Here is a 22,981-nt window from a genome sequence, read left to right on the forward strand (position 1 = left end):
CTTACCGTCTTTGTCGAGTTTCACCACCAGAATATCCTTTGAACCAAAACCTTTGGCTGAGTTCTGTACATTTCCTGCGACGAAAAATCCAAGATCTGTCGTCTGAATAACAGCTCTTGCTTCTTCATCTGCAGAGGTCCCGAGTGTTTTCTGCCAAAGCTCATCACCAAATTCATTGATCCTGATCAGCCAGATGTCTGAACCTCCTTTGGAATCGTCTTTTTTATCCAGCCCTTTTGATGAGTAAGAAGTCGATGCTACTAAAAAGCTTCCGTCCTGAGCAGCAACCGTAGCTGATAAATAGTCGTGGTTATTTCCGGCAAAAAACTTTTCAAAAGTTTCCTGACCCTGCTGATTCAATTTTATCAAATGCAGGTTGTAGCCGCTGTTTTGCTTACCTCCGGCTGTTTGAAGCTTGTCACTTTGAATACTGCTTCCGGAAATTAAGTATTGCTGGTCGATGGTGGTGGTTACCTGACTCAGAAAATCCTGAGTAGAGGATTTGATAGATTTTTCCCATAATACCTCCTGGGCCGACAAGCCAAGGATCGTGCATAAAGTAAATGCACCAGAATAGAATCTCTTCATCTATTTGCGTTTTTTAAGTTAATATTAGTTTTTGTATAAAGTCCGGCACATTTAACATACTCACAGATCTCTTTACAGAGATTTAACATGGAGTTTATCACTTACCTGTGTGTTTTAAGTAGTGTTAAGTATTGCTGTGTCAAAGATATAATCACAGGGCGACAAAGTAGGTCGTATTATTTTTTATATCATTTGAATCGTACACTGGTAATGTAATATTTATTTTCATTCGACAATCGAAAGTAAAAAACATTCTTCAAATATTTTTTTAAGAAGGATTATTTTCATTTAAAAAACAATCTAAATGATCTGTTGATGAGTTTGCCTAAGGTTTGCCTTTAAATCGAATAGAGTAAATATCAATTTAAAGAGAAAAAAAAGCCCTTTTTTATTGATACAGCAAGGATATGACGGGATATTTATATTTAAACGGTCTATGGACTGGCGGACTTTTTTACTCAATCGCAAAAGTCAAAAAAGATCTTATTGATATAAACACTTTAGTTATAAAAGTTTATTGTGCTGAAAATTAATAAGTATACATAAAAACAAAAATCAGAGAGTTTCTTAAAAACTTCTGTGCACTTTTTCCGCGCAATATATGGTCTTCAAAAACTAACTGAAGTGTCAAAAACTTTTGTGCCTGTTGTGCTAAAAAATAGACAAGTAAGATCGGCAAGAGATTTACGGACCGCTTTTTCTACTCCTGTGAATAAAATATTTAATTTTTTAAAAATTATCTGCATACTGTCAATAGCTGTCTGGAGGACACTCACACGCTTTTTCAAATACTTTAACGTAAGTTTAACTCTAATTGTAAATTCTGCTTTCGCTGATATCCTCAGTAATACCGTATTTTTGCGGTCAATAAAATAATGGGATATGGGATTGTTTGATATGTTTACACGGGAGATCGCAATAGATTTGGGAACAGCTAATACCCTTATCATATATAATAATAAAATCGTCATAGACCAACCCTCGATTGTTGCTATTGACCGGGCTTCAGGAAAACCTATTGCGGTCGGATCACAGGCAAAACTTATGCAGGGTAAAACCCATGAAAATATCCGCACCATACGTCCTCTGAAAGATGGCGTTATTGCAGATTTTCATGCGTCTGAACATATGATCAAGGAATTTATTAAGCTTATTCCGGATCTTAGCGGAAAATTTATGCAGCCTGCTCTTAGAATCGTGATATGTATTCCTTCAGGAATTACGGAAGTGGAGAAAAGAGCGGTAAAAGATTCAGCACTGAAAGTGAATGCTAAGGAAGTAAAGCTGATTTACGAACCAATGGCAGCAGCTATCGGAGCGGGAATTGATGTAGAAAACCCTGAAGGGAATATGATCGTTGATATAGGTGGAGGGACGACTGAAATTGCAGTAATTGCCCTGGGAGGTATTGTCTGCGACAGATCACTTAAAATTGCTGGAGACGTTTTCACCAATGATATTGCCTATTTTATCAGGTCACAGTATAATCTGGATATCGGGGAAAGAACCGCAGAAAGAATCAAAATTGAGATAGGCTCCGCAATGGAGGAACTCGAATTTGCATTGGAGGATATTCCTGTACAGGGACGAGACCTGATTACCGGGAAGCCGAAAGAAATCATGGTAAGCTATAAGGAAGTATTCAAAGCGCTTGATAAATCGATCATGAGAATTGAAGATGCGATCATGGAAACTCTTTCCATTACACCGCCGGAACTGGCATCAGATATCTACAAAACAGGTATTTATCTTGCCGGAGGAGGAGCTTTGCTTAATGGGTTGGCAGACAGAATTCATCTGAAAACAGGATTGCCTGTTTGTGTGGCAGAAGATCCTTTAAGAGCTGTTGTCCGTGGGACAGGTATTGCGCTTAAGAACATCAATAAGTTTAGATTTTTGATCAAGTAATCAGCTTGATCACTAAAATCATCTTAATAAGCTCTGTTAATCAATAGGGTAGGATAGGCCTTGTATTAAATATTGTTCTGATGATACATTGTTAAAATGAATATTTCTTTTAGAGAAAAATCGTCCATTTTCTTACATTAAAACCGGATCCCGGCATGGTAAAAACGGCATGGGATCCGCTAGATATTATTTAAGAAATCAGTCAGATTTTCATTTTTTTCCAATCCGATTTTAGATTTTATTTTTGCCTTATATACTCTGATGGTACCCATGGTGGTATTGTCTAAAGAGGCAATTTCTTTAGAGGAAAGATTCATCCTGAAATAAATACAGAGCTTAAGTTCTTTTTTGGTAAGAAAGGGAAATCCGTTGGACAATTTTTGAATAAACTGGTCATTTTCACCATAGCTTTCAGTCATCAGATCATAATTCTTCTTGTCGATTTCTATCAGGTTACTGATTTTGAAAAACAGATCATTTAATGTTTTTTCTATATCAGTATTTTTTACTTTTTTTATCTGTTTGATATTTTCGAAAAAGACTTTTTCAGTTTCCATTTTTAAATGAAGATTCTGCTGTAGATTCTTAATCCTTTCCTCCTGAAATTCAATATTCTGTTTCAGGATCTCTTCATTTTTTTCGAGTATCAGTTTTTGATTTTCGGCGATTTCCTTTTCTTTGAGGGTATTCTTTCTGGTATAAATAATCATGATCATGAATATGGTCACAGATAAGACAATCAGAATCATTAAAAATGTATTTCTTTTTTTCTGACTGTTGATCTCATAATCACTTTTTTCATTGATCGTTTTGAGCATATAATTATTCAGGATATCGGAAGTCTGTTTTAAGTTTCTATGATTTTCATCATCGGAAGCATGGTTGAGCAGGATGAGCTTTTCTGAAATTTTTTGCAGGTTGTTGAAATCATGATGGCGGGAATAGTATTTTTGAATGACTTCATTGACATTAATTTTTTCATGCGTTTTCTGTAATTGAGGTTCGATACCAACTAAATAATCTATGACTTCCTTTTCTTTATCTGTTTGTTTGATAGCAGCATAAATGTCAAAAAGTCTTTCTGAGGTCATGATGCTGTTCGAATACAGCTTTTTTATTTTATAATAATTGAATTCCTGCAGGAGTAATTTTTCGGCAGTCAGAAAATCTCCATTTTTATAATAGTAGAACCCTAAATTACCTTTCATATGAGTAAGAAAAGTAATTTCATCAGGTCTTAAATTATTTTTACTTTCCAAAATTTCAATGCCTTTCTGTGTTTTCAGGATAGCCAGGTCATTCTTATTGAGCTGATCATAGGTAAGCCCAAAATTATTATACATTGATGCGATAAAGTACTGTTCATCGGGAAGCAGACTTTTAAGACTCTTATCGAAATAATAAAGCGCTTTATCATAATTTTCCTGGTTATAATAAAATCTTCCTTTGATGTGATACAGGTGTGGGGTATACTTTGTGATTTTCAGTTTATCGTTCCAGTGTATCGCCTGATCAATAAACTGCATGGCCAGTTTCGGGGAGCTGTTTTCAAATTGGAAAGCCAGATTAAAGTTGCAGGACATGGAAATGAATTCGTACTCATCGTTATTGAGTTTTAATATCTCATAGGCGAGGGGAACCTGCTTCAAATTGGTATCACGAAACAAATACATTTTCGTGTATTTACTGCTTATTAAATATTCTTTTTTTCCGGTCTTTTTATATTTTTCAAGTTCCTTATCCGATAGTTTAATGATTTCTTTTGGCTGGTTGATAAGGGATGTAGACTGTTGATCAATTTGATTAAAATATTCATTAAAACGGTCATCTTTGAATGTGCATGAATGAATGGCGGACAGAAACAGAAAAAATAAAATAGATCTCATTAACTAAAAAAAATAATGTGTAAGATTACTTAAAATTTTTGTAAAAATTAGGGATAGAAGTTAAATATTTCATATAAAAACTTATTAACACTTTTAAATTGTTAAAATATTGATCTGTTGTTTTTTACGGTTTTAATTCATAACGCTTTTGTTATGAATTAACGCATTTTGCTAACAATTTTAAACGCCCCGGATATGGAATAACTCAAATATTTGATATTGATTTGCGGAATATTTCGAGGTACTCAACACGGGTACAAATTGTATAGCAACACTCAAAAAAAAACAAATGAAACTCACATTTCTGACAATAGGTATTTCCCTATTTTCAACGACTGCCTATTCACAGATTGGTATCAATACACCAACTCCTTCTGCAGCTCTTGATATTGCAGGTAAAGGCAGTACAGGCACCACAAAAGCACTTGAGGTCAACAATTCCAATGCAACTGAAATGGTTACGGTTTTAGACAACGGGAATGTAGGTATTAACACTTCAGCCCCTACCCAGAAACTCACGGTGGTAGATCCGCTTAATACCAATTCCTATAACGGGACCGTATCCATACTTTCCGCGGATAAAACTTCAGGAGTAGGAATTGGAAATGCAGGAATTCAGGCTGTCGGTTCCAATACGAACAACAATATTCATATTAATGGAAAGGGTTCCGGCAATATTATTTTACAGCATCCGTCCGCATCTACAGGTGGAGTTGGAATCAATACCAGCAATCCGGCATCCAAATTTAATATGATCAACGGGCGAATGATTGTTTCTGCTGGTGCCAATCCGGACAGTCCGCTGAGTAATGGATGGCATGATTTAGCTGCTCCGGCCAATACAGCGGAAGGAGTCATACTTCGGCTGGTGAATACCTCACCGGTAGCGGTAGGGAACACCAGTATCATAGGTTTTAATTCCTATAATGGAGGAGGAGCGACCTGGGGAATAGGCTCAAGACAGATCAGTACCACGATCTCTGATTCGAAACTTTTTATCGGATGGTCTAATGGCGGAAGTTATCTGGAAAGAATGACCATGGATTCGTCTGGAAATTTAACCATTCAGGGAACAACAGCGACCAAACCTGGCGGAGGAAGCTGGACCGCCGCCTCTGATGCAAGGGTGAAAAAAGAAATCAATCCGTATACTGACGGTCTGGAGCAGCTTCTGCAAATAAAACCCGTGGTTTTTAAATACAACGGGAAGGGAGACACTAAAGACGACCAGAAAAAATATATTGGTGTCATTGCACAGGATATAGAGAAAATAGCCCCTTATGCGGTGACAGAAACTGATATCAAGGTGGATAATTCCGGAAAAGGAATGCTGCAGCTAACGGATGCCGGTTCTTTTACTTACATGACGATCAACGCGATCAGAGAACAGCAGGCAATGATAGAAGCACAGCAGAAAGAAATCACAGAGCTTAAAAAAATACTGCAACAGCAACAGGCTGCCATAAACAAGCTTACAGAAAATTGATCTGTAATGGTGAGAAATGCCCAGTAGCATCTGATACTAAATAAATGGAACTCCATTTTTTCCATACCTGTAAAAATAATTGATACCCCTGAAAGAATCCGCTTTCCCCATCATACGGCGGATTCTTTTATCCGAAAAAACATCTTCTGAAACGAAATCAAATGTATTACCATCATTCAATGAGATAGAGAAAATCCTCAATAAATGATATAATAATGGAAAATTTTAAGAAAATAAATATTGGAATATTAGTAAGACAAAGAGTTAAAGAATGCGAAGTGGAAACCGACCGTATATGTAATTTCTTAAAATGTTCAGAAAAGGAAATTGAAGAGATGTACAAAGCTTCCAGTCTTGACTCGCACCTGTTGCTTCGATGGAGTAAATTATTAAACTATGATTTCTTCAGAATTTATTCCCAGCATCTTATTTTGTATTCGCCACCAGAACGTGCGGGTGTCCATCAGAAACCTGATCATCTGAGGCAAGCGTCCGCTCTCCCTGAATTCAGAAAAAACATCTATACCGTAGAAGTGATAGACTTCATTTTGGAACTCATAAAAACCGGAAAAAAAACGAAATTGCAGGTTATCCATGACTACAAGATACCGAAAACGACATTATACAAGTGGATCAGTAAATATGCTGAAGACTAAATAAAAAAGTTTTAACGGTAAATTTTAAATTATATGAAAACCTGTAAAAATCCGGACTATAAAAAAATCTATACTGATATTCTAAAATTCAAACATCCTGAAAAAAAGGAAGAATGTGAATCTATCCTTTCTAAACACACCTTTTCTGTGCAGGATGTCATCAACATCAACAGAATTATTTTTGGAAATACTGCTGCAGCCAATCTGTCCAGAAACCAAAAACACCGGTCGTATGATCAAAACACAATTTTGGAGATACTGGATTATCAGAAAAAAAATAAATTAAACAATACTCAGTTAGCAAATCATTTTAGACTCAGCAAAAATACGGTGACCAAATGGCGGAAAATATTCAGTAATTAAGGGTGTTTAATACTTGAAGTAATGGGTGTTAATTGACTCATGATGGATTGTGTTTGTGAATTTGCAGTCCGCAAAAAAGCATGAAGAAAATTCTCCATGCTCCTAATAAAAAAGGTAAATGCAATGATTACAGGTATATTTGAAAACGGAAATGACCACCTCAAAATCAGGATTCAAATATTTCTCTATATGGCTTAACGTATACTTTGAAATGGGTTCATTGACTAACTCCCGCTAACTATACTTTTCAATCGGCCGCATTTAGTGCTGATGTCCGTGCTGCATTTCTTCTTTCTCTGTTTTTTCTCCCTCCGGGACATCCACTGTAAAATCTGCGGTATGCACCTGTCCGTCTATATTAAACTGGACCCACATTCTGTAAGTACCGGATTTTTCAATATATGTTTCCGAATAGATCGGAAAACGGTCATTTGACACAGGATGAATATGAAGGAATTCTTTATCCTTTTCGCTGATCATGACAATATGAGCAGATGCTCCCAGATAAGGCTGCAGATCCTCTTCCTTTAATTTCCTGCTGTTGATTTCAACGGATATTTCCAAAGATTGTGTTCTGTTGGTTTTGAAATCGTTTCCATTTTCAAGAGTCACCGTATAGCCGCCAGCTTCTGAAATCAATGGAGGAGACAACTTTTGATCATCTGATCTATGGACTCCCTCTACTTCAATGGTCTGCCTGTTAACAAACTGCGCAGCACCACTCGGTTTAAAATCGGTAAATAAAAGGTATTTACCTCCGTTGGGAAAGGTCTCTGTTATCACATAGGTGCCATCTGCCTGTTCTTCAGGATGTATATGGCGGAACCACGTTAGATCTTCACTGACTGCCATTAAATGTATTTTCATTTCGTGAGAAATCTCTAACGTTACATTCTGATTTTTATTTTTAATGGCAAATATCAGTTCTGTGGGGATTCCGGCCTCTATAGTTTGTGGAAAAGTGCTTAGCTGTACCTGATATTCGTTTGAATTTTCCTGGTGGGCAGCTTTCAGATCCATTCCGCATTTTGGGCATCGGTCTCCCTTCTGGCCTGTTACTTCAGGATGCATAGGGCAGGCATAAATATTTTCATGATCTGTCTGATGGGCATTTTTCATATTCTAATGGGTTTTACTGATTAATCGATTCTCTTTTTAAGAATCTAAAGGCTCTATTTTAAAGCCTGCTTTTTGAACAGCCTGTATTACTTCCTGTTCGCTGCCTTCTGTGGATATGGTAAGTACTTTGTCTTTATGATCGATATCTACTTCCCATTCACAAATACCTTCGGCATCGTTTAGAAAAGGAGTTACTTTCGTTAAACAACCACCACAGTTGATATTGGTTTTGAACTGAAAATTTTGAGTGTTATTTTCCATTGTTTTAAATTTTAATTGTTTCTGATGGTACAAAGGTGAGCAAAATAACGCTCCTCCTTTTTGCGCTATTTTCGATTTGATTTGTAAGATTTACTGATTGCAGGAATCAAATTGACAATGGAGGAATCATATAAAAGAGAGTTGGAGAGCTGAATCGGTTTTCATTAAAAAACAGAGAAAGTAATTGGTAACTTTACAGCATATATATTAGAGGATAACATAACGCTTTACAGCAGTATTCAATAATCGCAGGTAAACATCTGACAATGAAAATACATCTTGAAAAATACAATCCTGATTGGCAACAATCTTTTGATCAGGTAAAAATAGAATTAGTCAGCATCATTGGTGCGCTAAATCCACACATTGAACATATTGGAAGCACTTCGGTTGAAGGACTGTCTGCAAAACCTATTATCGATATTTTAGTTGGTTTAAAAAATGAAAAGGATTTGGAAAAAGTAGCAGATCCACTGATGAGACAAGGGTATTGTTACTATGAAATCTACAATGCCACTATGCCTTACAGAAGATTTTTCACCAGACATAAAACAGATAGCCATCATGCGCCGGGCATTATAAAAAATGAAGAAGATGTTCCGGCAAGTACTGAGGAACACAATCAGAGACTGGCGCATATCCATATTTTGACTTACGGTTCTGAGCACTGGATACGCCATATTGCTTTTAGAGATTACCTGAGAGCCCATCTTGCTGTAAAAGACGCTTATCAGGATTTAAAAAGTAAATTAAGTGATAAAGAATGGAAAGATGGTAATGATTACAATGGCGCAAAAGATATATTTATAAAAACGGAAGAAGCCAAAGCCATCAATTGGTATGAAGCCAATAAACAGGTTTTAGGAGATGACCCTATGATATTGCTTGAGTAAGTCAATATCTCTAAAAAGAAAAAACAGCAAAGATCCTAAAATCTCTACTGTTAATACTAAACTTTATCTATTGAATTCCGGGTCAATTTTTCAAGGTGGGTGGGTGATAGGACTCAATTGATCTTGCTGTAAGTATTTCATTATTTCTTATAAGATTTACTTAAGGGATTTAATAGAAAAAATAGCAATGATAACGGCAAGGGCACATACAACAGCTGCTGATAAGAATGCAGTCTGAAACCCTTCATTAAGGGCAGCAGTATCCGTAGCACCGGCGATTTTAACAGCATTGGTTTTTGCTGCTGAAATTGCAACGACTATAGCCAAACCTAAAGCTGAACCCACCTGATAACTCGTGTTCACCAGCCCGGAAGCAAGTCCCGTTTCTCCCGGTTTAGCCCCAGACATGGAAGCAATAGTCCCCGGAATATAAGCTAATGACATCCCCAACGCACCCAGGAGAGAAGCAGGCAGGACATTGACTAAAAATGTTCCGTCGGGAGGAATAATGCTAAACAGAAGAAGAGACACGGTAAGAGAAATAAGGCCCGCAATCAGATTGTTTTTAAAGCCAAATTTAGCAACCAGTTTGCCTGTAACACCTACCATCAGAAGCATGATCGCAATAGTCATAGGCAACAACGCCAATCCGCTGTTAAAAGCAGAATAATGCAAAGTCTGCTGTAAATAGAGATTCAGAAAGAACCATAACGGGATCCATGCTGCAGCCAGTAAAGCCATGACCAGATTACCGGATGACAGATTGGGAACTTTAAATATACTTAGCGGTACCAACGGTTCCTTTTTCTGCTTTTGGATGATCAGGAAGATAACCAATAACAGGATGGAAAGGGCTAGCAATCCAATAGTCTGCATAGATTTCCATCCTGCACCTTCAGCGGAGACAATAGCATAAACCGCAAGTATCAATGCTGCTGTGGCAAAAATTGCCCCGGCAATATCTACTTTTCCTTTTTGTGTAGCCCCTTTAAACAGGAGGTTTCGGCTAAAAAGAAGTACCGCAATTCCTATCGGAATGTTAATCAGGAATACCCACTGCCACGATAGCCATTCGGTAATCGCTCCGCCAAGGAAAACCCCTGCAGAGCCACCGGCTGCCGCAGAAGCACCCCAAAAACCTAATGCTTTATTGAGTTCTTTGGGATCGGTAAATTTGGATAACACTAAAGTAAGAGCTGCCGGAGCAATAAGGGCAGAACCCAAGCCCTGCAAAGCCCTTCCGGTATTCAGTGCTGCTTCCGACCAGGCCACACCTGCCAAAAGAGATGCCGCCGAAAGGATAGCAAATCCCCACATGAAAATCTTACGGGCACCAAACAGATCAGATAAACGGCCGCCCAACAGCAAAAAGCCACCAAACAGAATTACATACGCGTTAAAAATCCATTGAAGTCCACTTTGCGAATAGCCAAGATCTGCTTTTATTGCCGGTAAGGCCACCCCAATAATAGAGGTATCCATAATTACTATAAATTCTGCCGCGCACAGTAAAAAAAGGGCCGACCAGCGTTTGCTGTATGGGACCGTTCTGTCCATAGCCTGTGTTGTATCTGTCATCATATTTTTTATTTTTATTATTTATTTAGATTTAATTATAAGCTCAACAACCCCAGGGCATTTTGCAGTTGTACATGGAGTATTCGTAAATGGTATACTGCGTTCAGGTAATTGATTTGGGCTTCGGTAAGTGCCAGTTCGGCATCTGTAAGTTCAAGCCTTGAGCCCAGGCTGTTCTGGAAACGGGACTCCACCATTTTATGATTTAACTCCGCAGATTTTATCGTGGTCTCGTGAATGTCCAGTTGCGTAATGGCTTCTTTCCATTTGCTGATAATCGTGGCAAGTTCGGTTCTGACCTCATCTTTTAGATCATTAAGCCGTATGTCTTCCTGTTGTACTTTGATTTTGGACTGAATGATCTGAGACTTTGTACGGTTACCATTAAAAATAGGAACGCTAAGCTCTATGCCGACAAAAGAAGTTCTGGGCCATGCATATTGGCTGAATTTAAAATCATCCGCCTGCAGCTGCACCTGATACTGACCTATGAGCGATATTTGTGGTAAGAGTTCTGCCTGAGTGGCCTTCAGTTTTTTCTGAGTGAGATCGATGACCAGTTTTTGAATGGTAATATCGTTCCTGTTCTTTTCGGCAATGCGGAATGCCTCATCCACCTGCTGAAACTCTGTCTGGCTTGTCGCTATACCAAGCTCCAGGGGATCGGTCAATTCAATTTCGACTGGTTCCTTTAAGCCGATCAGCCTTTTCAGTTCGATACCAGATACATCGATTCGGTTTTTCAGGTAGGATACAGAGGATCTGAGGTTTTCTACGGCAATGAAGCTTCTCAAAGTATCTGATTTTAAGCCCCGGCCCTGAGCCAGCAGCGAACGGGAATCTTTCAGAGCCCTGATATTCCGTTCAAGACTTTGCTCGAATGAGCCCACCTGCCGGTTCATCATCAGTATATCAAGATAACCGGTGGAAACCTTAAGGGCTACACGGCTTTTCAGGTCAGCGGTTTTCATATTCTCGATCTTTTCATTGATCTTTGAGACCTTTGTAAGCTCATGCTTGACGGGTGCATAAATAGGCTGGTATAACGATACGAATGTATTATAAACGTTTTTTCCACCCACGGCGACATCCTGGACAGGTTTGTCGGTACCCGCGAATGAACCCGGGAGAAAGATCACCTGTCTGTCGAAGTACCGGGAGTATGCCGCATTGGCAGAAATGCTGGGTAGCAGGCTGCCTTTTGTTTCCCTCGTCATTTCTTTAGCGTGGATCTCTTCCAAAACCTGTATCTGTATGGCTTTATTTCCCTGCTTTGCCATTTCGAGAGCATCGGTGAGGGTAAGTGCCGTTTTCTGTGCATACAATACGTTGACATGGTAGGTCAGAAACAGTACTGTAGCTATATATAAGATCTTTGTTTTCATTTTATCTTCTTTGAAATTTAATTCATGATTCTATTCGTGGCTTCCCTGAGCTTCTGTATCTTCTTCCACAATCACTTTCTTAATTTTACTGCTTGATAAATAAGAGTAAACAGCAGGGATGATGAACAGGGTAAGTATTCCGGAAAAAACCAGTCCACCGGCAATGACAATTCCCAGTGACTGTCGGCTGTTAACGGTAAGCGCAATGGGCAGTACTCCAAATATCATGGCCAGTGATGTCATCAGAATCGGACGGAAACGCTGTTCTGCAGCCTGTATAGCCGCTTCGTATTTTGACAGTCCTGTATCTTTCAGATGGTTGGCAAATTCCACGATAAGTATTCCGTTTTTGGTGATCAGTCCCACCAGAGTAATAATCCCGATCTGACTGAATACATTTAAGCTCTGACCAAACCACGACAGACTAAGAATGGCTCCGGTTATTGCCATCGGTACGGTAAGCATAATGATCAGGGGATCACGAAGGCTTCCGAACTGAGCGGCCAGGATCATATAAATAAACAGCAGTGCAACGATCAGCGTAAAACTGATATTACCCTGGCTTTCAGTATAGTCCCGTGACTGTCCCGCCAACGAACTTTTGAAATTTTCACCCAGTACATCTTTCTTGATCTTTTCAATTTCCTGTATTCCTTCGGCAAGGCTCACTCCCGGTGCCATTGCTGCAGATACGGTAGCGGATGTATATTGATCATACCTGTAAATAGCTGCCGGGCTTACGGCCTCTTCTGTGGTGATCAGATTATTCAATGGGATCATCATTCCTGTTGCAGAACGGACATAGATCGCACTCAAATCACTTTTATCATTTCTGTTCTCACGGTCCAACTGCCCAATCACTTCGTACTGGCGGTCGTTACGCAGAAAATATCCATAACGCTGTCCTGAGAAAGAAAGCTGCAGGGTATGGGCTATTTCTTCCATAGACACCCCCATCAGAGCTGCTTTCTGGCGGTCGATATTGATTTTGACTTCCGGTTTATTGATCTTGAGATCAGCATCAACAAAGAGAAGTTTCTTGCTTTGTCTTGCTGCCATCAGAAATTTTGGAAGAACGGCAGTCAGACTGTCCAGATTTTGCGACTGCAATACATACTGAATAGGCATACCACCTCCATAACGGCTGCCAATGGTGGGAGGCAGATAAGGAAATAATAGAAATCCTCTGAATTTCCCGGAAGCAGCTCCATATTGGTTATACAGGTCCTGAATGCTGGATTTCCTCTCTTTGGGATCTTTAAGGTAGATACTCTGTACCGCTACATTTACAGGTGCCGGAGCAGGAATGAATGAGATCGCAACCATCGAATAGGTCTGATAAAGTCCGTCGGTAGAGTCGTTGACATATTTCCCGACTTCCGTCATGTGCTTTTTCATATAATCGAAAGAAACACCTTCGGGAGCAACAGCGATAAGGCTCATATTGGATCGGTCTTCTACGGGAGCTAATTCTGAAGGAAGTTTTTCGCCTACAAAATAGATCAGTGAAGTCGTACCCGCAAGGAAAACCCAGGCCAGCCATCTGGCGCGCATAAATGCTTTTAACAAAAATGCATATCCATTATTTAAACGGACGAAGAACGGCTCGGTAACACGGTAAAACCAATTCGGTCTTTCTTTTTTCTTAAGAAAATAGGCACTTAACATCGGAGTAAGGGTTAATGCCACTAAAGCAGAAACTAATACTGATCCCGATACCACAATGGCAAACTCCTTGAAAAGCTGTCCGCTGATACCACCCATAAAAACAATAGGCAGAAATACTGCTGCCAACGTAATGGTAGTAGAAATAACGGCAAAATAAATTTCTTTGGAACCTTTAAATGCGGCCTGTATCGGCGACATGCCCTCTTCAATTTTTTTATAAATATTTTCGAGGACAACAATGGCATCATCCACTACGAGTCCTATGGAAAGGACCAGTCCCAGAAGCGTCAGTATGTTGATGGAGAAATCCGCCACATACATGATGAAAAATGCGGAAAGAATCGAAACGGGAATGGCAATGACCGGAATAAGGGTAGACCGCCAGTCTCTAAGGAATAGGAAGATGATCAGTACCACGAGTCCGAAAGCAATGAAAAGTGTTTCTTCAACCTCTTTAATAGATTCCCGCACAGAATGGGTAAAGTCGAATCCTACGATCAGTCGGTATTCAGAAGGGATTTCTTTTCGAAGCTGATCCAGCCTCTTATAAAATTCATCCACTACTTCAATAGCGTTTGCTCCACGCTGTATCTGAATGGCTACACCAATACCAACCCTGTTGAGGTTTCCTGTTTCGTTGATGATGGCCGTACGCTCATTGACTTCCCCCAATTCGGCAGAACCAATATCTTTCAGTTTGATCACGGTATTGCCTACCTGCTTGATGAGCATTTCCTCAAAATCCTTTACAGAAGTAAGGCGCCCCATGGTACGGATGCTTAGTTCGCTGTTCGTCCCGTCTATCCGTCCTGCTGGCAGATCGATATTCTCCCGGGCTAATGCCTGTCGGATGTCTGCCGGAGTAAGCTGATAGGCTGCCAGTTTTGCAGGTTCAAAGCGAAGCCGCATGGCATATTTATGTTCCCCGACAATGGACACATTATTGATGCCGGGAATCGACTGAATTCTGTCTTTGATGGTAGTAGAGGCGAGGTGGCTGACCTCCTTGATGTCTTTGGTATCACTTTCCACTTCAAGGAATGCCACCAGATTATCTGGGGATGATGTTTTTTGAACAATAGGAGGATCCACATCTACAGGAAGCTGCTTACGGGATTTGGCTACTTTATCTCTAACATCATTGAGGGCATCCTCAATGTCTATTTCACGATTGAACTCTATGGAAATAACACTTGCCTGTTCTCTCGATTCGGAAGATATGGTGCGTATTCCGTTGGCTTCCGCGATCGATTCTTCCATAGGTTTGGTGATCTTTGATGCGATGACTTCAGGACTTGCTCCGGGATAAAAAGTAACGACCGAAATTACAGGAGGCTCTGTCAGCGGAAATTCCCGAATACCTAACTCTTTCCATCCTATGATCCCTAAAATGACGATAAGGAGCGAAAATACACCGGCCAAAACCGGTTTTTTTATACTTAAAGCTGATATGCTCATAATGCTAAGATTTGAAATTGATTATTTGGAGACCACTGCTTTTACGGGTGTACCGTCTCCTAAGCGCAGCATATTTGACACAATGATACTGTCTCCCGCACTAATGCCGGATGTAATGACAGCATCTGTTTCGGTCCTGTTGCTTATGGTAACTGCTTTGGGTTTTGCGACACCGCTCTTGATGACAAATACGGAATACCCTTTTTCACCCGGGGCGAGTGCTTCCGTGGGGACCATAATCCCCGTAGCTCCCTTATTGGAAACATGGAAATAGACTTTAGCAGAAAGTCCCGCACGAAATTTTCCATCCGTATTCCGGGCAATAGCCTGTACCTGTAAACTCCTGGTTTGAGCTTCAAGGCCGGGCTCTGTTGCGATAATCGTTGCTGAATATTCCTGATCAGAAAGCTCGGCAGTAAACCGTACTTCACCTCCCGTCTGTATCAATGGCAGATATTTTTCCGGAACAGAGAAATTGATTTTGATGCTGCTTTGATCCTGTAGGGTAACCAACCCTGCACCAGGTGTTACATAAGCGCCCAGGTGTACTTTTGAAATTCCAATTTTCCCTGAAAACGGGGCACGGATCACGGTCTTGGCAAGTTCCACCTGAAGGAGATCCTGCTGTGCACTTAAGGATTGAAAACGCATAACCGCTTCATCATATTCCTGAGGTCTTACGGTTTCAGTTTTTAATAGATTGTTTAACCTGTTTTTGCTAAGCTGGGCAAGCTTCAGTTCGGCACCGATCTGTTTTAAACGGGATCTGATATCAGCGTCATTCAGCTTGTAAAGAACATCTCCCTGACGCACATAGCTGCCATCTTTAAAGGCTACCTGTGTAATCTTTTGAGGCAGTTCGCTTACGATGGAAACTTCGCGGTAAGGCATCATTGTTCCCACGACAGCCTCCTCCTGGTTGAGCTGCTCTTCCTGAGCGACAATAATGTCTACCGGCAGTTTACTGGCATCAGCCTGAGCCGCTGCTGTCTTTTCAGGTGCTTTTTTTTCTTTGTTTTCACAACCAATCAACAGGATGCCTAACAAGGGAATTAAAACCCCCAATCTTTGTGTACTGTATTTGTATAACATGACTTTTATTTTATCCAACTAACTGTTAAATTTCACGGTCAAAATTACCTACAGATGCGGCCGTGCTTTCTACACAATTACAGATAAGATTTGTGGAATTTACCTCGTGTTATCTTCAGATACTAAAGAACATGGGGTATTGAATCTGAGAGGAATGGAAATGAAAAAGCGAAACCCGTCAACTGATAGGATTTCGCATTTTAATGATACTTGCGGCAGTTTTGTAATCTGCCTGAAAATAAAATATAACTGTATTTTTCAGGATGGTTTATGCGTAGTGCACTGATCCTCTATAATGGCCATTTTGTCAAGTCTTATCTGTTTATAATAAGAAGAAGTAAAGCCCGTATATTTTTTTAACTGGTTAGAAAGATGTGCGGGGCTGCTGTATCCTAAAGCATACGCAATTTCTGACATTGATTGATTGGTGTATACCAGAAGCTATTTTACTTTTTCTATCTTTCTTGAAATGATGAACTTTTCAAGAGTAGATCCTTCGGAAGATGAAAACAGAGAGCTCAGAGAATCATAATCCTTGTGTAATTCGTCGCTGAGAAGGGTAGAAAATTTAACAGGATTGCCGGTGAATAATTGTTGTTGAATTCCTTTTTCAACAGTTTCCTTAATCTGATCTATGGTTTTTTGATTCCTGCTGTAGAAAAGATCAAACCCATTTTTTTTCAGCATGTCTCTGATCACCTTCTCATCGATGGCTGTTTTATCTGTTTCTTTTAGAATGACCTCGCCTAAACGTATTTCCGATAGTTCCAGACCGAGCTTTGGAAATTCCTGGGTCAGAACGAAAATGCATCTGTTGCACACCATCCCTTTGATTAATAATTTCATGGGGTATAAAATATTTAATATTCATAATGTTACCACCCCAAAAGTCTGTTTTTATAAACAATAAATGTTATGTTATTGCTTGTTTGATTTATGATATTTTATGAATCACAGAAATAATACATGTTTTTCAAACATTAAAAATTACAAACTAAACAGGCAAAAGCATAGAGTAATTCCTGCTGATCCTGCAGTACTTTGTATGAAAGATAAGATGGATAATGAAAAACAAGCAAAATACGGAACATGAAATTCTAAATGTACTTAAAGATTACAATTCAGGGAAAAGCGGTCTGGAACTGTTTAAGAAGTATGGAGTGTACGGTACGAATATTTTTGAATTAAATAAAAAATATAAAGATCTGGGACCTCATGTCCTGAAAGTAATCATAGAACTGCATGAAGAAAATTCCAGATTGAAAACAATGTATGCAGAGGTAAGCATTCAGTATAGAAAATTGAAAGATATACTGAAAGAAGATTTCTAATGGGGGGATCCTGTATTTTATGCAGGAAAATCTGTGAGATAGAGTCTATAAAATGAGTAACAGAATAGGAATCTCTCTTTATGTTAAAAATCCAAGACATATAAAAACGGCGGTCCGGAAATGATGGACCGCCGCAACGTAAAAATTTTAAAACTTTCTCTTTAATTAATTTATTTTTTTAGTTTGTCTGCGGGAGGATTATAGTCGGGAAGGCTTGTTACCCTTACCGTATCGATTCCTTCCAGTGACCATGTAATAGGTAACATGGTCATATAACCGCATTTGGGACATGTGTCACCTTCTGAACCTATCATTTCTTTGTGGGAAGGGCAACCTGTTATAAATTTTCCATTTTTATCAAGTGCCTGACCAAGTTCATTTTCATATTGGTTGATTTTTTTGGTGGTCTTTTTGTTTTCAGCGGCTTGAGTATGATGATGGCCGTCACCATCTGTGTGGGTATGACTGTTTTTTTCCTTTTTATCACCAGTTCCACAGGAAGAGACAATAGCTACAATTGATGTAAGTATGATTGTTTTAAATATATTGATTTTCATTTTATGGTATTATTTGGTTAAAAATTCAGTTTTATTAAGTTTATTTTTTCCATTTCAGGCGCAGGCTGTTGCTTACCACACTTACGCTGCTCAATGCCATAGCCGCTCCTGCAATCATTGGGTTGAGTAAGAATCCGTTAACAGGAAAAAGAATACCTGCCGCAATCGGAATCCCTACAAGATTGTAGATAAATGCCCAGAACAGGTTTTGCTTGATCGTAGCTACAGTTTGTTTAGATAAACGGATGGCTTGCGGGATTTTTGTAAGATCAGATGAAATGATCGTCATTTTGGCTACATCCATAGCAATGTCGCTGCCTTTTCCCATTGCAATACTTACATCAGCCGTTGCCAGTGCTGTACTGTCATTAATTCCGTCACCTACCATTGCTACGACTTTTCCTTGCTGCTGGAGTTTTTTTACAAAATCTGCTTTGTGCTGAGGCAGTACTTCTGCCTGATAATGGAGTATACCTGTTTGTTCAGCAATAGCTTTTGCAGTAGCTTCATTATCTCCGGTAAGCATATACAGTTCGATTCCCATTTTCTGCATTTCTTTGATAGCCTGCACCGATGTTTCTTTGATCTTGTCAGAAATAGCGATCACAGAAAGTGCCTGTCTGCTGTTTCCGAACCATATCACAGTTTTGGACTGTTTCCCCCATTCATCAGCCTGTTGCTGCAGCTGATCAGCAATAATAATATTATTTTCTGCCAGCAGCTTTTTATTGCCTACAAAATAGGTTTCGTTATTATGCTCTGCTTTAGCGCCTTTACCGGTAATGCTGTCGAACATGGATATGGAAGTAACGGAAACTCCTTCCAGATGTTTAACGACTGCTTCTGCCAGAGGATGCTCAGACTGCTTTTCAATGCTCAGTAAAATATCCTTTGCAGCATCTTCACTGTTCAGCCATTGGATACCGGTTACCTGAGGTCTTCCTTCTGTGATGGTTCCTGTTTTGTCTAAAACAACAGCCGTTACTTTCTTGGCGAGTTCAAGACTTTCCGCATCTTTAATAAGAATACCTTTTTCGGCACCTTTACCAACACCTACCATAATAGCAGTAGGGGTCGCCAGTCCCAAGGCACATGGACACGCGATAACCAATACAGTAACAGCGGCTAAAAGTCCCTGAACCACTCCATTGTTACCTCCCAGTACCATCCATAATACGAATGTGATGATGGCGATGCTGATCACTACAGGAACGAATATACCTGCAATTTTATCAACCAGTTTTTGTACCGGAGCTTTGCTTCCCTGGGCATCCTGTACCATTTTGATGATTTGGGCCAGCATGGTTTCTTTACCGACTTTAACTGCTGTAAACTGGAAACTTCCTTTCTGGTTGATGGTACCGGCAAATACTTTTTCGTTTTCGGTCTTCAATACAGGAACGGGTTCTCCGCTCAGCATACTTTCGTCTACATAAGAGTTGCCTGATTTCACCATACCGTCCACAGCAATTTTTTCACCGGGTTTTACGAGTAATACATCTCCTGCGTTCACCTGTTCAATGGCCGTTTGTTTTTCGCTTCCATCAGGAAGTATGATGGTAACTGTTTTAGGCTGAAGACCCATCAGTTTTTTAATAGCCGATGAGGTATTGCCCTTTGCTTTTTCTTCTAATAATTTACCAAGGAGAATGAATGCAATAACCACAGCAGCTGCTTCAAAATATACATGGGCATGTAATCCGCGCTGATGCCAGAAATCCGGAAAAACCATATTAAATACACTGAACAGGTAAGCTATTCCCGTACTGAGAGCTACCAGAGTGTCCATATTGGCAGAACGGTGTTGGAGCTGTTTCCATGCGTTGATGAAGAAGTCTTTTCCTAACCAAAGAACAACAGGGGTAGAAAAGAACCACATAATCTCATTGGCATAGGGAATATCCATAAAGAACATGCCGATCGTCACTACAGGTAATGACAGTATAACCGCCCAGATGGTTTTGTTTTTTAGCTTTTTGAATTTCTCAGCATGGATCGCCTCTAAGGATTCCTGCTGTTTGGTTTCATCTACAATGAGCAAATCATATCCTACGGACTGAAGAGCTTTCTGCAGCTTTGACGCATCGGTCATATTAGGAAGATATTCTACAGTAAGATTTCCCGTTGCAAAGTTCACTGAGGCTTCAACCACTCCCGGCTCATACTTTGCGATACTCTCTGCACTGCCCGCACACGATGCGCAGGTCATCCCCAGAACAGGGAAGGAGTTTTTAACTGTAGGAACACCATAGCCCAGATCTTTAACGGCTTTAACAGCTTTGCCTACTATTTCGTTGTCTGTTACTGTAATGGCCGCTCTGCGGTTGTTCAGTTCTATTTTGTGGGTTTCAATTCCTTTGATCTGTTTGAGTCCTTTTTCTACGATCAATGCGCAGTGCTCACTTTCTACGTCTTCCAGAGGAATATAAATGGTTTCCCGAATCGTATTTGTTGCCATATTTTGCTTGTTATAATCTACTTGCAAAGTTGGCGACAAGATCTGTGAATGTTATTGTGGAATTATGGCTTTGATTTGTAACATTTACTTACACTGATCCAGTGGTTTTCTTTTTTCTTCACGGATCTGCTTGAAATGGCTGGGCGTCAATCCTGTTACTTTTTTAAACTGGTTACTGAGGTAAGCTACACTTGAATAGTTTAATCGTAAGGCGATTTCACTTAATGAAAGTTCATCGTAAACCAAAAGTTCTTTAATCTTTTCGATCTTTTGGGCAATAAAATATTTCTCAATGGTTGTGCCTTCCACCTCAGAGAAGAGATTAGAAAGATAATTGTAGTCGTGATTGAGTTGGTCACTCAGTAAATCAGACAGGTTCTTTTTTGTGTCATTATCCTGATGATGCACCAGATCGATAATAATGTTTTTGATTTTTTCAATGATTCTGCTCTTCTTATCATCGATTACTTCAAAACCTAAAGGGATGAGTACAGCTTCAAGTGATTTTTTTTCTTCGGAACTGAGTTCTCTGGCAAGGCCAACTTCTCCAAGCTTAATATGGGTAAAGTCTAAACCGAGTTTTTCGAGTTCATTCTGAATCACCATTATACAACGATTACAAACCATGTTTTTAACGAATAATGTACTCATATCTCAGTTGAATTAAATTTTATATTGATCGACAAATTTATCATTAAAAATCAATTAACCATGCATGATCAGATGCAGCCTGCTGTTGTTTGAATATATACTCCAGAAGTAAAGCCCTCTTCAAACTGCAGATAGTAGCTGATACAGATTGATTACCAGCTTTATTGTTTCCCTGCTCCGGAAAATGACAGTCGATATTGCAGGAATTAAAATTATTAAAAAACTCTTTTCTCTTTATTCTGATCACCAATCAGTAAATATCATTAATCAGATAGGGAATATCTGCAGAAGAACAGATAAAGTATCAGTTAATTTGTACAATAAAATAAGAAGATGGGAAGCCTTATGGAAGAAATAAGCCACTACAAAAAAGGGATGCTGATGATTCCGGATCTCTCCGGTTTTACAGATTTTGTTATCAATACGCCGATATCTATAGGGAAATACATCACTGAAACCCTCCTGAAATCCATCATAGAAAGCAATACACTGTCTCTTGAAGTTTCTGAGATTGAGGGGGACGCGATATTGTTTTATAAATATAATGATATACCGTCGTTTGAGGAAACAATAGATCAGATAGGCAGCATGTACAGCAATTTTAAAAAAGAAATAGGGAATCTCTCTTTGCAGCTTGCTATGGAAATTCCTCTGTCACTGAAAATTATTGTTCACTATGGGGTCTTCACCCAGTATACAATAGGTACGATTGAAAAGCTGTATGGAGTTCCGGTTGTAGAAGCGCATAAAATGCTCAAAAACTATATTGCCAAGTTTCCTCCTTATGCCTTATTTTCTGATGCCTTTTTAAAAGCTAATTTTGAGCAGCCGTCCAAATCTACGGTTGTATACGACAACTGCGACCATTGCATTTATCTTCCTGACATTGGCTACATTCATTATCTGTAATCTTTCTGCGCCGGCTTTTTAATAAGCAAAACTTTATCAGTCCAATATCTCACGAAAAAGGACTGAAATCATATTCAGCCCTTTTATTTTATTATTAATATAAATACAAATTATTTACCCAATTGGGCCGGATCTAGAGGAGCCGTTGTTTTGGTATAGGTATCTGCTATCGTTGCGCCGCCTGAACAGTAAAAATGAAGAGCATCTTTATCTTGTGGATTTTCAGTACCAATGGTTACTGAGGTTTCATTAAATGTAAATACTACATTTTTTCCGTTGAGCATAGATTGATATACACCGTCTTTTACTTTTGTAGCTTCTGTGTCCAATGTACAGGTTGGCTTTTTCTTATCTGCACGGGATCTTATTTTAACAGATATTTTGTTTTCATCAATATTCTCTACGATGACACCCACCCAGTCATAGCCTTCGTTTCTTTTCTCGTAATCAGAGTTGGCATAACTTCCGTCCACCATCAGTTTCGTTGTTGCAGGCTGTGTTGCTGCAGATTGTTCACCAGTTACAGACTGATCATCTTTAGCAGGTTTCTGTGTACAGCTGTTGAGTGCTAAAACAAGTCCTCCTGATAATGTTACTACTTTTAAAATGTTCATATAATTCATAGTTGATATTGTATAGTATTAGCCTAGCAAAAGGCCTACCAATAAGCAATAGATGCATAAGTAATTAAGAGATTTTGGATAAAAGCTTCACCATTAAGGGTTCTGTGTCAT

Annotated in this window: 20 protein-coding genes and 1 pseudogene; 7 read left to right on the forward strand and 14 right to left on the reverse strand. The window is 39.3% G+C overall.

What is annotated here, in order from left to right:
* Nucleotides 1–588: pseudogene (locus IW16_RS11905) on the reverse strand (T9SS type A sorting domain-containing protein); the annotation flags it as partial.
* Nucleotides 589–1,470: 882 nt separating this feature from the next.
* On the opposite strand from IW16_RS11905, the gene IW16_RS11915 reads away from it, so the two are divergent.
* Nucleotides 1,471–2,496 carry a rod shape-determining protein gene (locus IW16_RS11915; RefSeq protein WP_034744411.1) on the forward strand — a complete coding sequence of 342 codons (1,026 nt, stop codon included), beginning with the start codon at nt 1,471–1,473 and terminating at the stop codon, nt 2,494–2,496.
* 179 nt (nt 2,497–2,675) lie between these two features.
* On the opposite strand, the gene IW16_RS11920 is transcribed toward IW16_RS11915, so the two are convergent.
* Nucleotides 2,676–4,382, reverse strand: coding sequence for a tetratricopeptide repeat protein (locus tag IW16_RS11920; RefSeq protein ID WP_034744414.1), 1,707 nt, complete (start codon nt 4,380–4,382; stop codon nt 2,676–2,678).
* Nucleotides 4,383–4,671: 289 nt separating this feature from the next.
* Between IW16_RS11920 and IW16_RS11925 the strand changes: the two genes are divergently transcribed.
* From IW16_RS11925 to IW16_RS11935, 3 genes are all read left to right on the forward strand, one after another.
* Complete coding sequence (locus IW16_RS11925) at nt 4,672–5,868, forward strand: tail fiber domain-containing protein (protein WP_034744416.1); 1,197 nt, start codon at nt 4,672–4,674, stop codon at nt 5,866–5,868.
* 215 nt (nt 5,869–6,083) lie between these two features.
* Nucleotides 6,084–6,524 carry a hypothetical protein gene (locus IW16_RS11930; protein WP_034744418.1) on the forward strand — a complete coding sequence of 147 codons (441 nt, stop codon included), beginning with the start codon at nt 6,084–6,086 and terminating at the stop codon, nt 6,522–6,524.
* Nucleotides 6,525–6,557: 33 nt separating this feature from the next.
* Nucleotides 6,558–6,887 (forward strand): hypothetical protein, encoded by a 330-nt coding sequence (locus IW16_RS11935; protein ID WP_034744421.1) that lies wholly within the window; start codon nt 6,558–6,560, stop codon nt 6,885–6,887.
* A 261-nt stretch (nt 6,888–7,148) separates the two neighbouring features.
* Here IW16_RS11935 and IW16_RS11940 read toward each other — a convergent pair whose 3' ends face one another.
* Entirely contained in the window at nt 7,149–8,006 is an 858-nt protein-coding gene (locus tag IW16_RS11940; protein ID WP_223878159.1) for a heavy metal-binding domain-containing protein, read from the reverse strand.
* A 36-nt stretch (nt 8,007–8,042) separates the two neighbouring features.
* A complete protein-coding gene (locus tag IW16_RS11945) occupies nt 8,043–8,267 on the reverse strand; it encodes a heavy-metal-associated domain-containing protein (RefSeq protein ID WP_034744422.1) in 225 nt (74 codons plus the stop codon).
* A 266-nt stretch (nt 8,268–8,533) separates the two neighbouring features.
* Here IW16_RS11945 and IW16_RS11950 point away from each other — a divergent pair, with 266 nt between their 5' ends.
* Entirely contained in the window at nt 8,534–9,160 is a 627-nt protein-coding gene (locus IW16_RS11950) for a GrpB family protein (RefSeq protein WP_051890161.1), read from the forward strand.
* A 156-nt stretch (nt 9,161–9,316) separates the two neighbouring features.
* Here the strand turns inward: IW16_RS11950 and IW16_RS11955 are convergent, their stop codons facing one another.
* The 6 genes from IW16_RS11955 to IW16_RS11975 form a co-directional block, all read right to left on the reverse strand.
* Nucleotides 9,317–10,741, reverse strand: a complete 1,425-nt coding sequence (locus IW16_RS11955) for an MFS transporter (RefSeq protein ID WP_228376932.1) — start codon at nt 10,739–10,741, stop codon at nt 9,317–9,319.
* Between the two features lie 32 nt (nt 10,742–10,773).
* On the reverse strand, nt 10,774–12,123 hold the full coding sequence (locus IW16_RS11960) for a TolC family protein (RefSeq protein ID WP_051890163.1): 1,350 nt from the start codon (nt 12,121–12,123) through the stop codon (nt 10,774–10,776).
* 30 nt (nt 12,124–12,153) lie between these two features.
* On the reverse strand, nt 12,154–15,249 hold the full coding sequence (locus IW16_RS11965; protein ID WP_034744424.1) for an efflux RND transporter permease subunit: 3,096 nt from the start codon (nt 15,247–15,249) through the stop codon (nt 12,154–12,156).
* 21 nt (nt 15,250–15,270) lie between these two features.
* Nucleotides 15,271–16,341: an efflux RND transporter periplasmic adaptor subunit gene (locus IW16_RS11970; RefSeq protein WP_034744428.1), complete on the reverse strand. Its 1,071-nt coding sequence runs from the start codon at nt 16,339–16,341 to the stop codon at nt 15,271–15,273.
* Nucleotides 16,342–16,599: 258 nt separating this feature from the next.
* Nucleotides 16,600–16,758 carry a helix-turn-helix domain-containing protein gene (locus IW16_RS26955; RefSeq protein WP_228376933.1) on the reverse strand — a complete coding sequence of 53 codons (159 nt, stop codon included), beginning with the start codon at nt 16,756–16,758 and terminating at the stop codon, nt 16,600–16,602.
* A gap of 24 nt (nt 16,759–16,782) precedes the next feature.
* Nucleotides 16,783–17,187 (reverse strand): AraC family transcriptional regulator, encoded by a 405-nt coding sequence (locus IW16_RS11975; protein ID WP_228376934.1) that lies wholly within the window; start codon nt 17,185–17,187, stop codon nt 16,783–16,785.
* Nucleotides 17,188–17,405: 218 nt separating this feature from the next.
* Here IW16_RS11975 and IW16_RS11980 point away from each other — a divergent pair, with 218 nt between their 5' ends.
* The gene (locus IW16_RS11980; RefSeq protein WP_034744430.1) at nt 17,406–17,672 is read left to right on the forward strand and encodes a hypothetical protein; all 267 of its coding nucleotides are present in this window, start codon (nt 17,406–17,408) and stop codon (nt 17,670–17,672) included.
* 170 nt (nt 17,673–17,842) lie between these two features.
* Here the strand turns inward: IW16_RS11980 and IW16_RS11985 are convergent, their stop codons facing one another.
* The 3 genes from IW16_RS11985 to IW16_RS11995 all read right to left on the reverse strand — a co-directional run bounded on the left by IW16_RS11985 (nt 17,843) and on the right by IW16_RS11995 (nt 21,338).
* Nucleotides 17,843–18,229, reverse strand: a complete 387-nt coding sequence (locus tag IW16_RS11985) for a hypothetical protein (RefSeq protein WP_034744433.1) — start codon at nt 18,227–18,229, stop codon at nt 17,843–17,845.
* A 40-nt stretch (nt 18,230–18,269) separates the two neighbouring features.
* Entirely contained in the window at nt 18,270–20,687 is a 2,418-nt protein-coding gene (locus IW16_RS11990; RefSeq protein WP_034744436.1) for a heavy metal translocating P-type ATPase, read from the reverse strand.
* An 84-nt stretch (nt 20,688–20,771) separates the two neighbouring features.
* Complete coding sequence (locus tag IW16_RS11995) at nt 20,772–21,338, reverse strand: helix-turn-helix domain-containing protein (RefSeq protein ID WP_034744438.1); 567 nt, start codon at nt 21,336–21,338, stop codon at nt 20,772–20,774.
* Between the two features lie 333 nt (nt 21,339–21,671).
* Here IW16_RS11995 and IW16_RS12005 point away from each other — a divergent pair, with 333 nt between their 5' ends.
* A complete protein-coding gene (locus IW16_RS12005) occupies nt 21,672–22,247 on the forward strand; it encodes a DUF2652 domain-containing protein (protein WP_051890165.1) in 576 nt (191 codons plus the stop codon).
* 110 nt (nt 22,248–22,357) lie between these two features.
* Here IW16_RS12005 and IW16_RS12010 read toward each other — a convergent pair whose 3' ends face one another.
* Nucleotides 22,358–22,861 carry a hypothetical protein gene (locus tag IW16_RS12010; protein ID WP_131327887.1) on the reverse strand — a complete coding sequence of 168 codons (504 nt, stop codon included), beginning with the start codon at nt 22,859–22,861 and terminating at the stop codon, nt 22,358–22,360.
* Nucleotides 22,862–22,981: the final 120 nt, after the last annotated feature.

The sequence above is a fragment of the Chryseobacterium vrystaatense genome (assembly GCF_000737765.1).
Classification (GTDB): domain Bacteria; phylum Bacteroidota; class Bacteroidia; order Flavobacteriales; family Weeksellaceae; genus Chryseobacterium; species Chryseobacterium vrystaatense.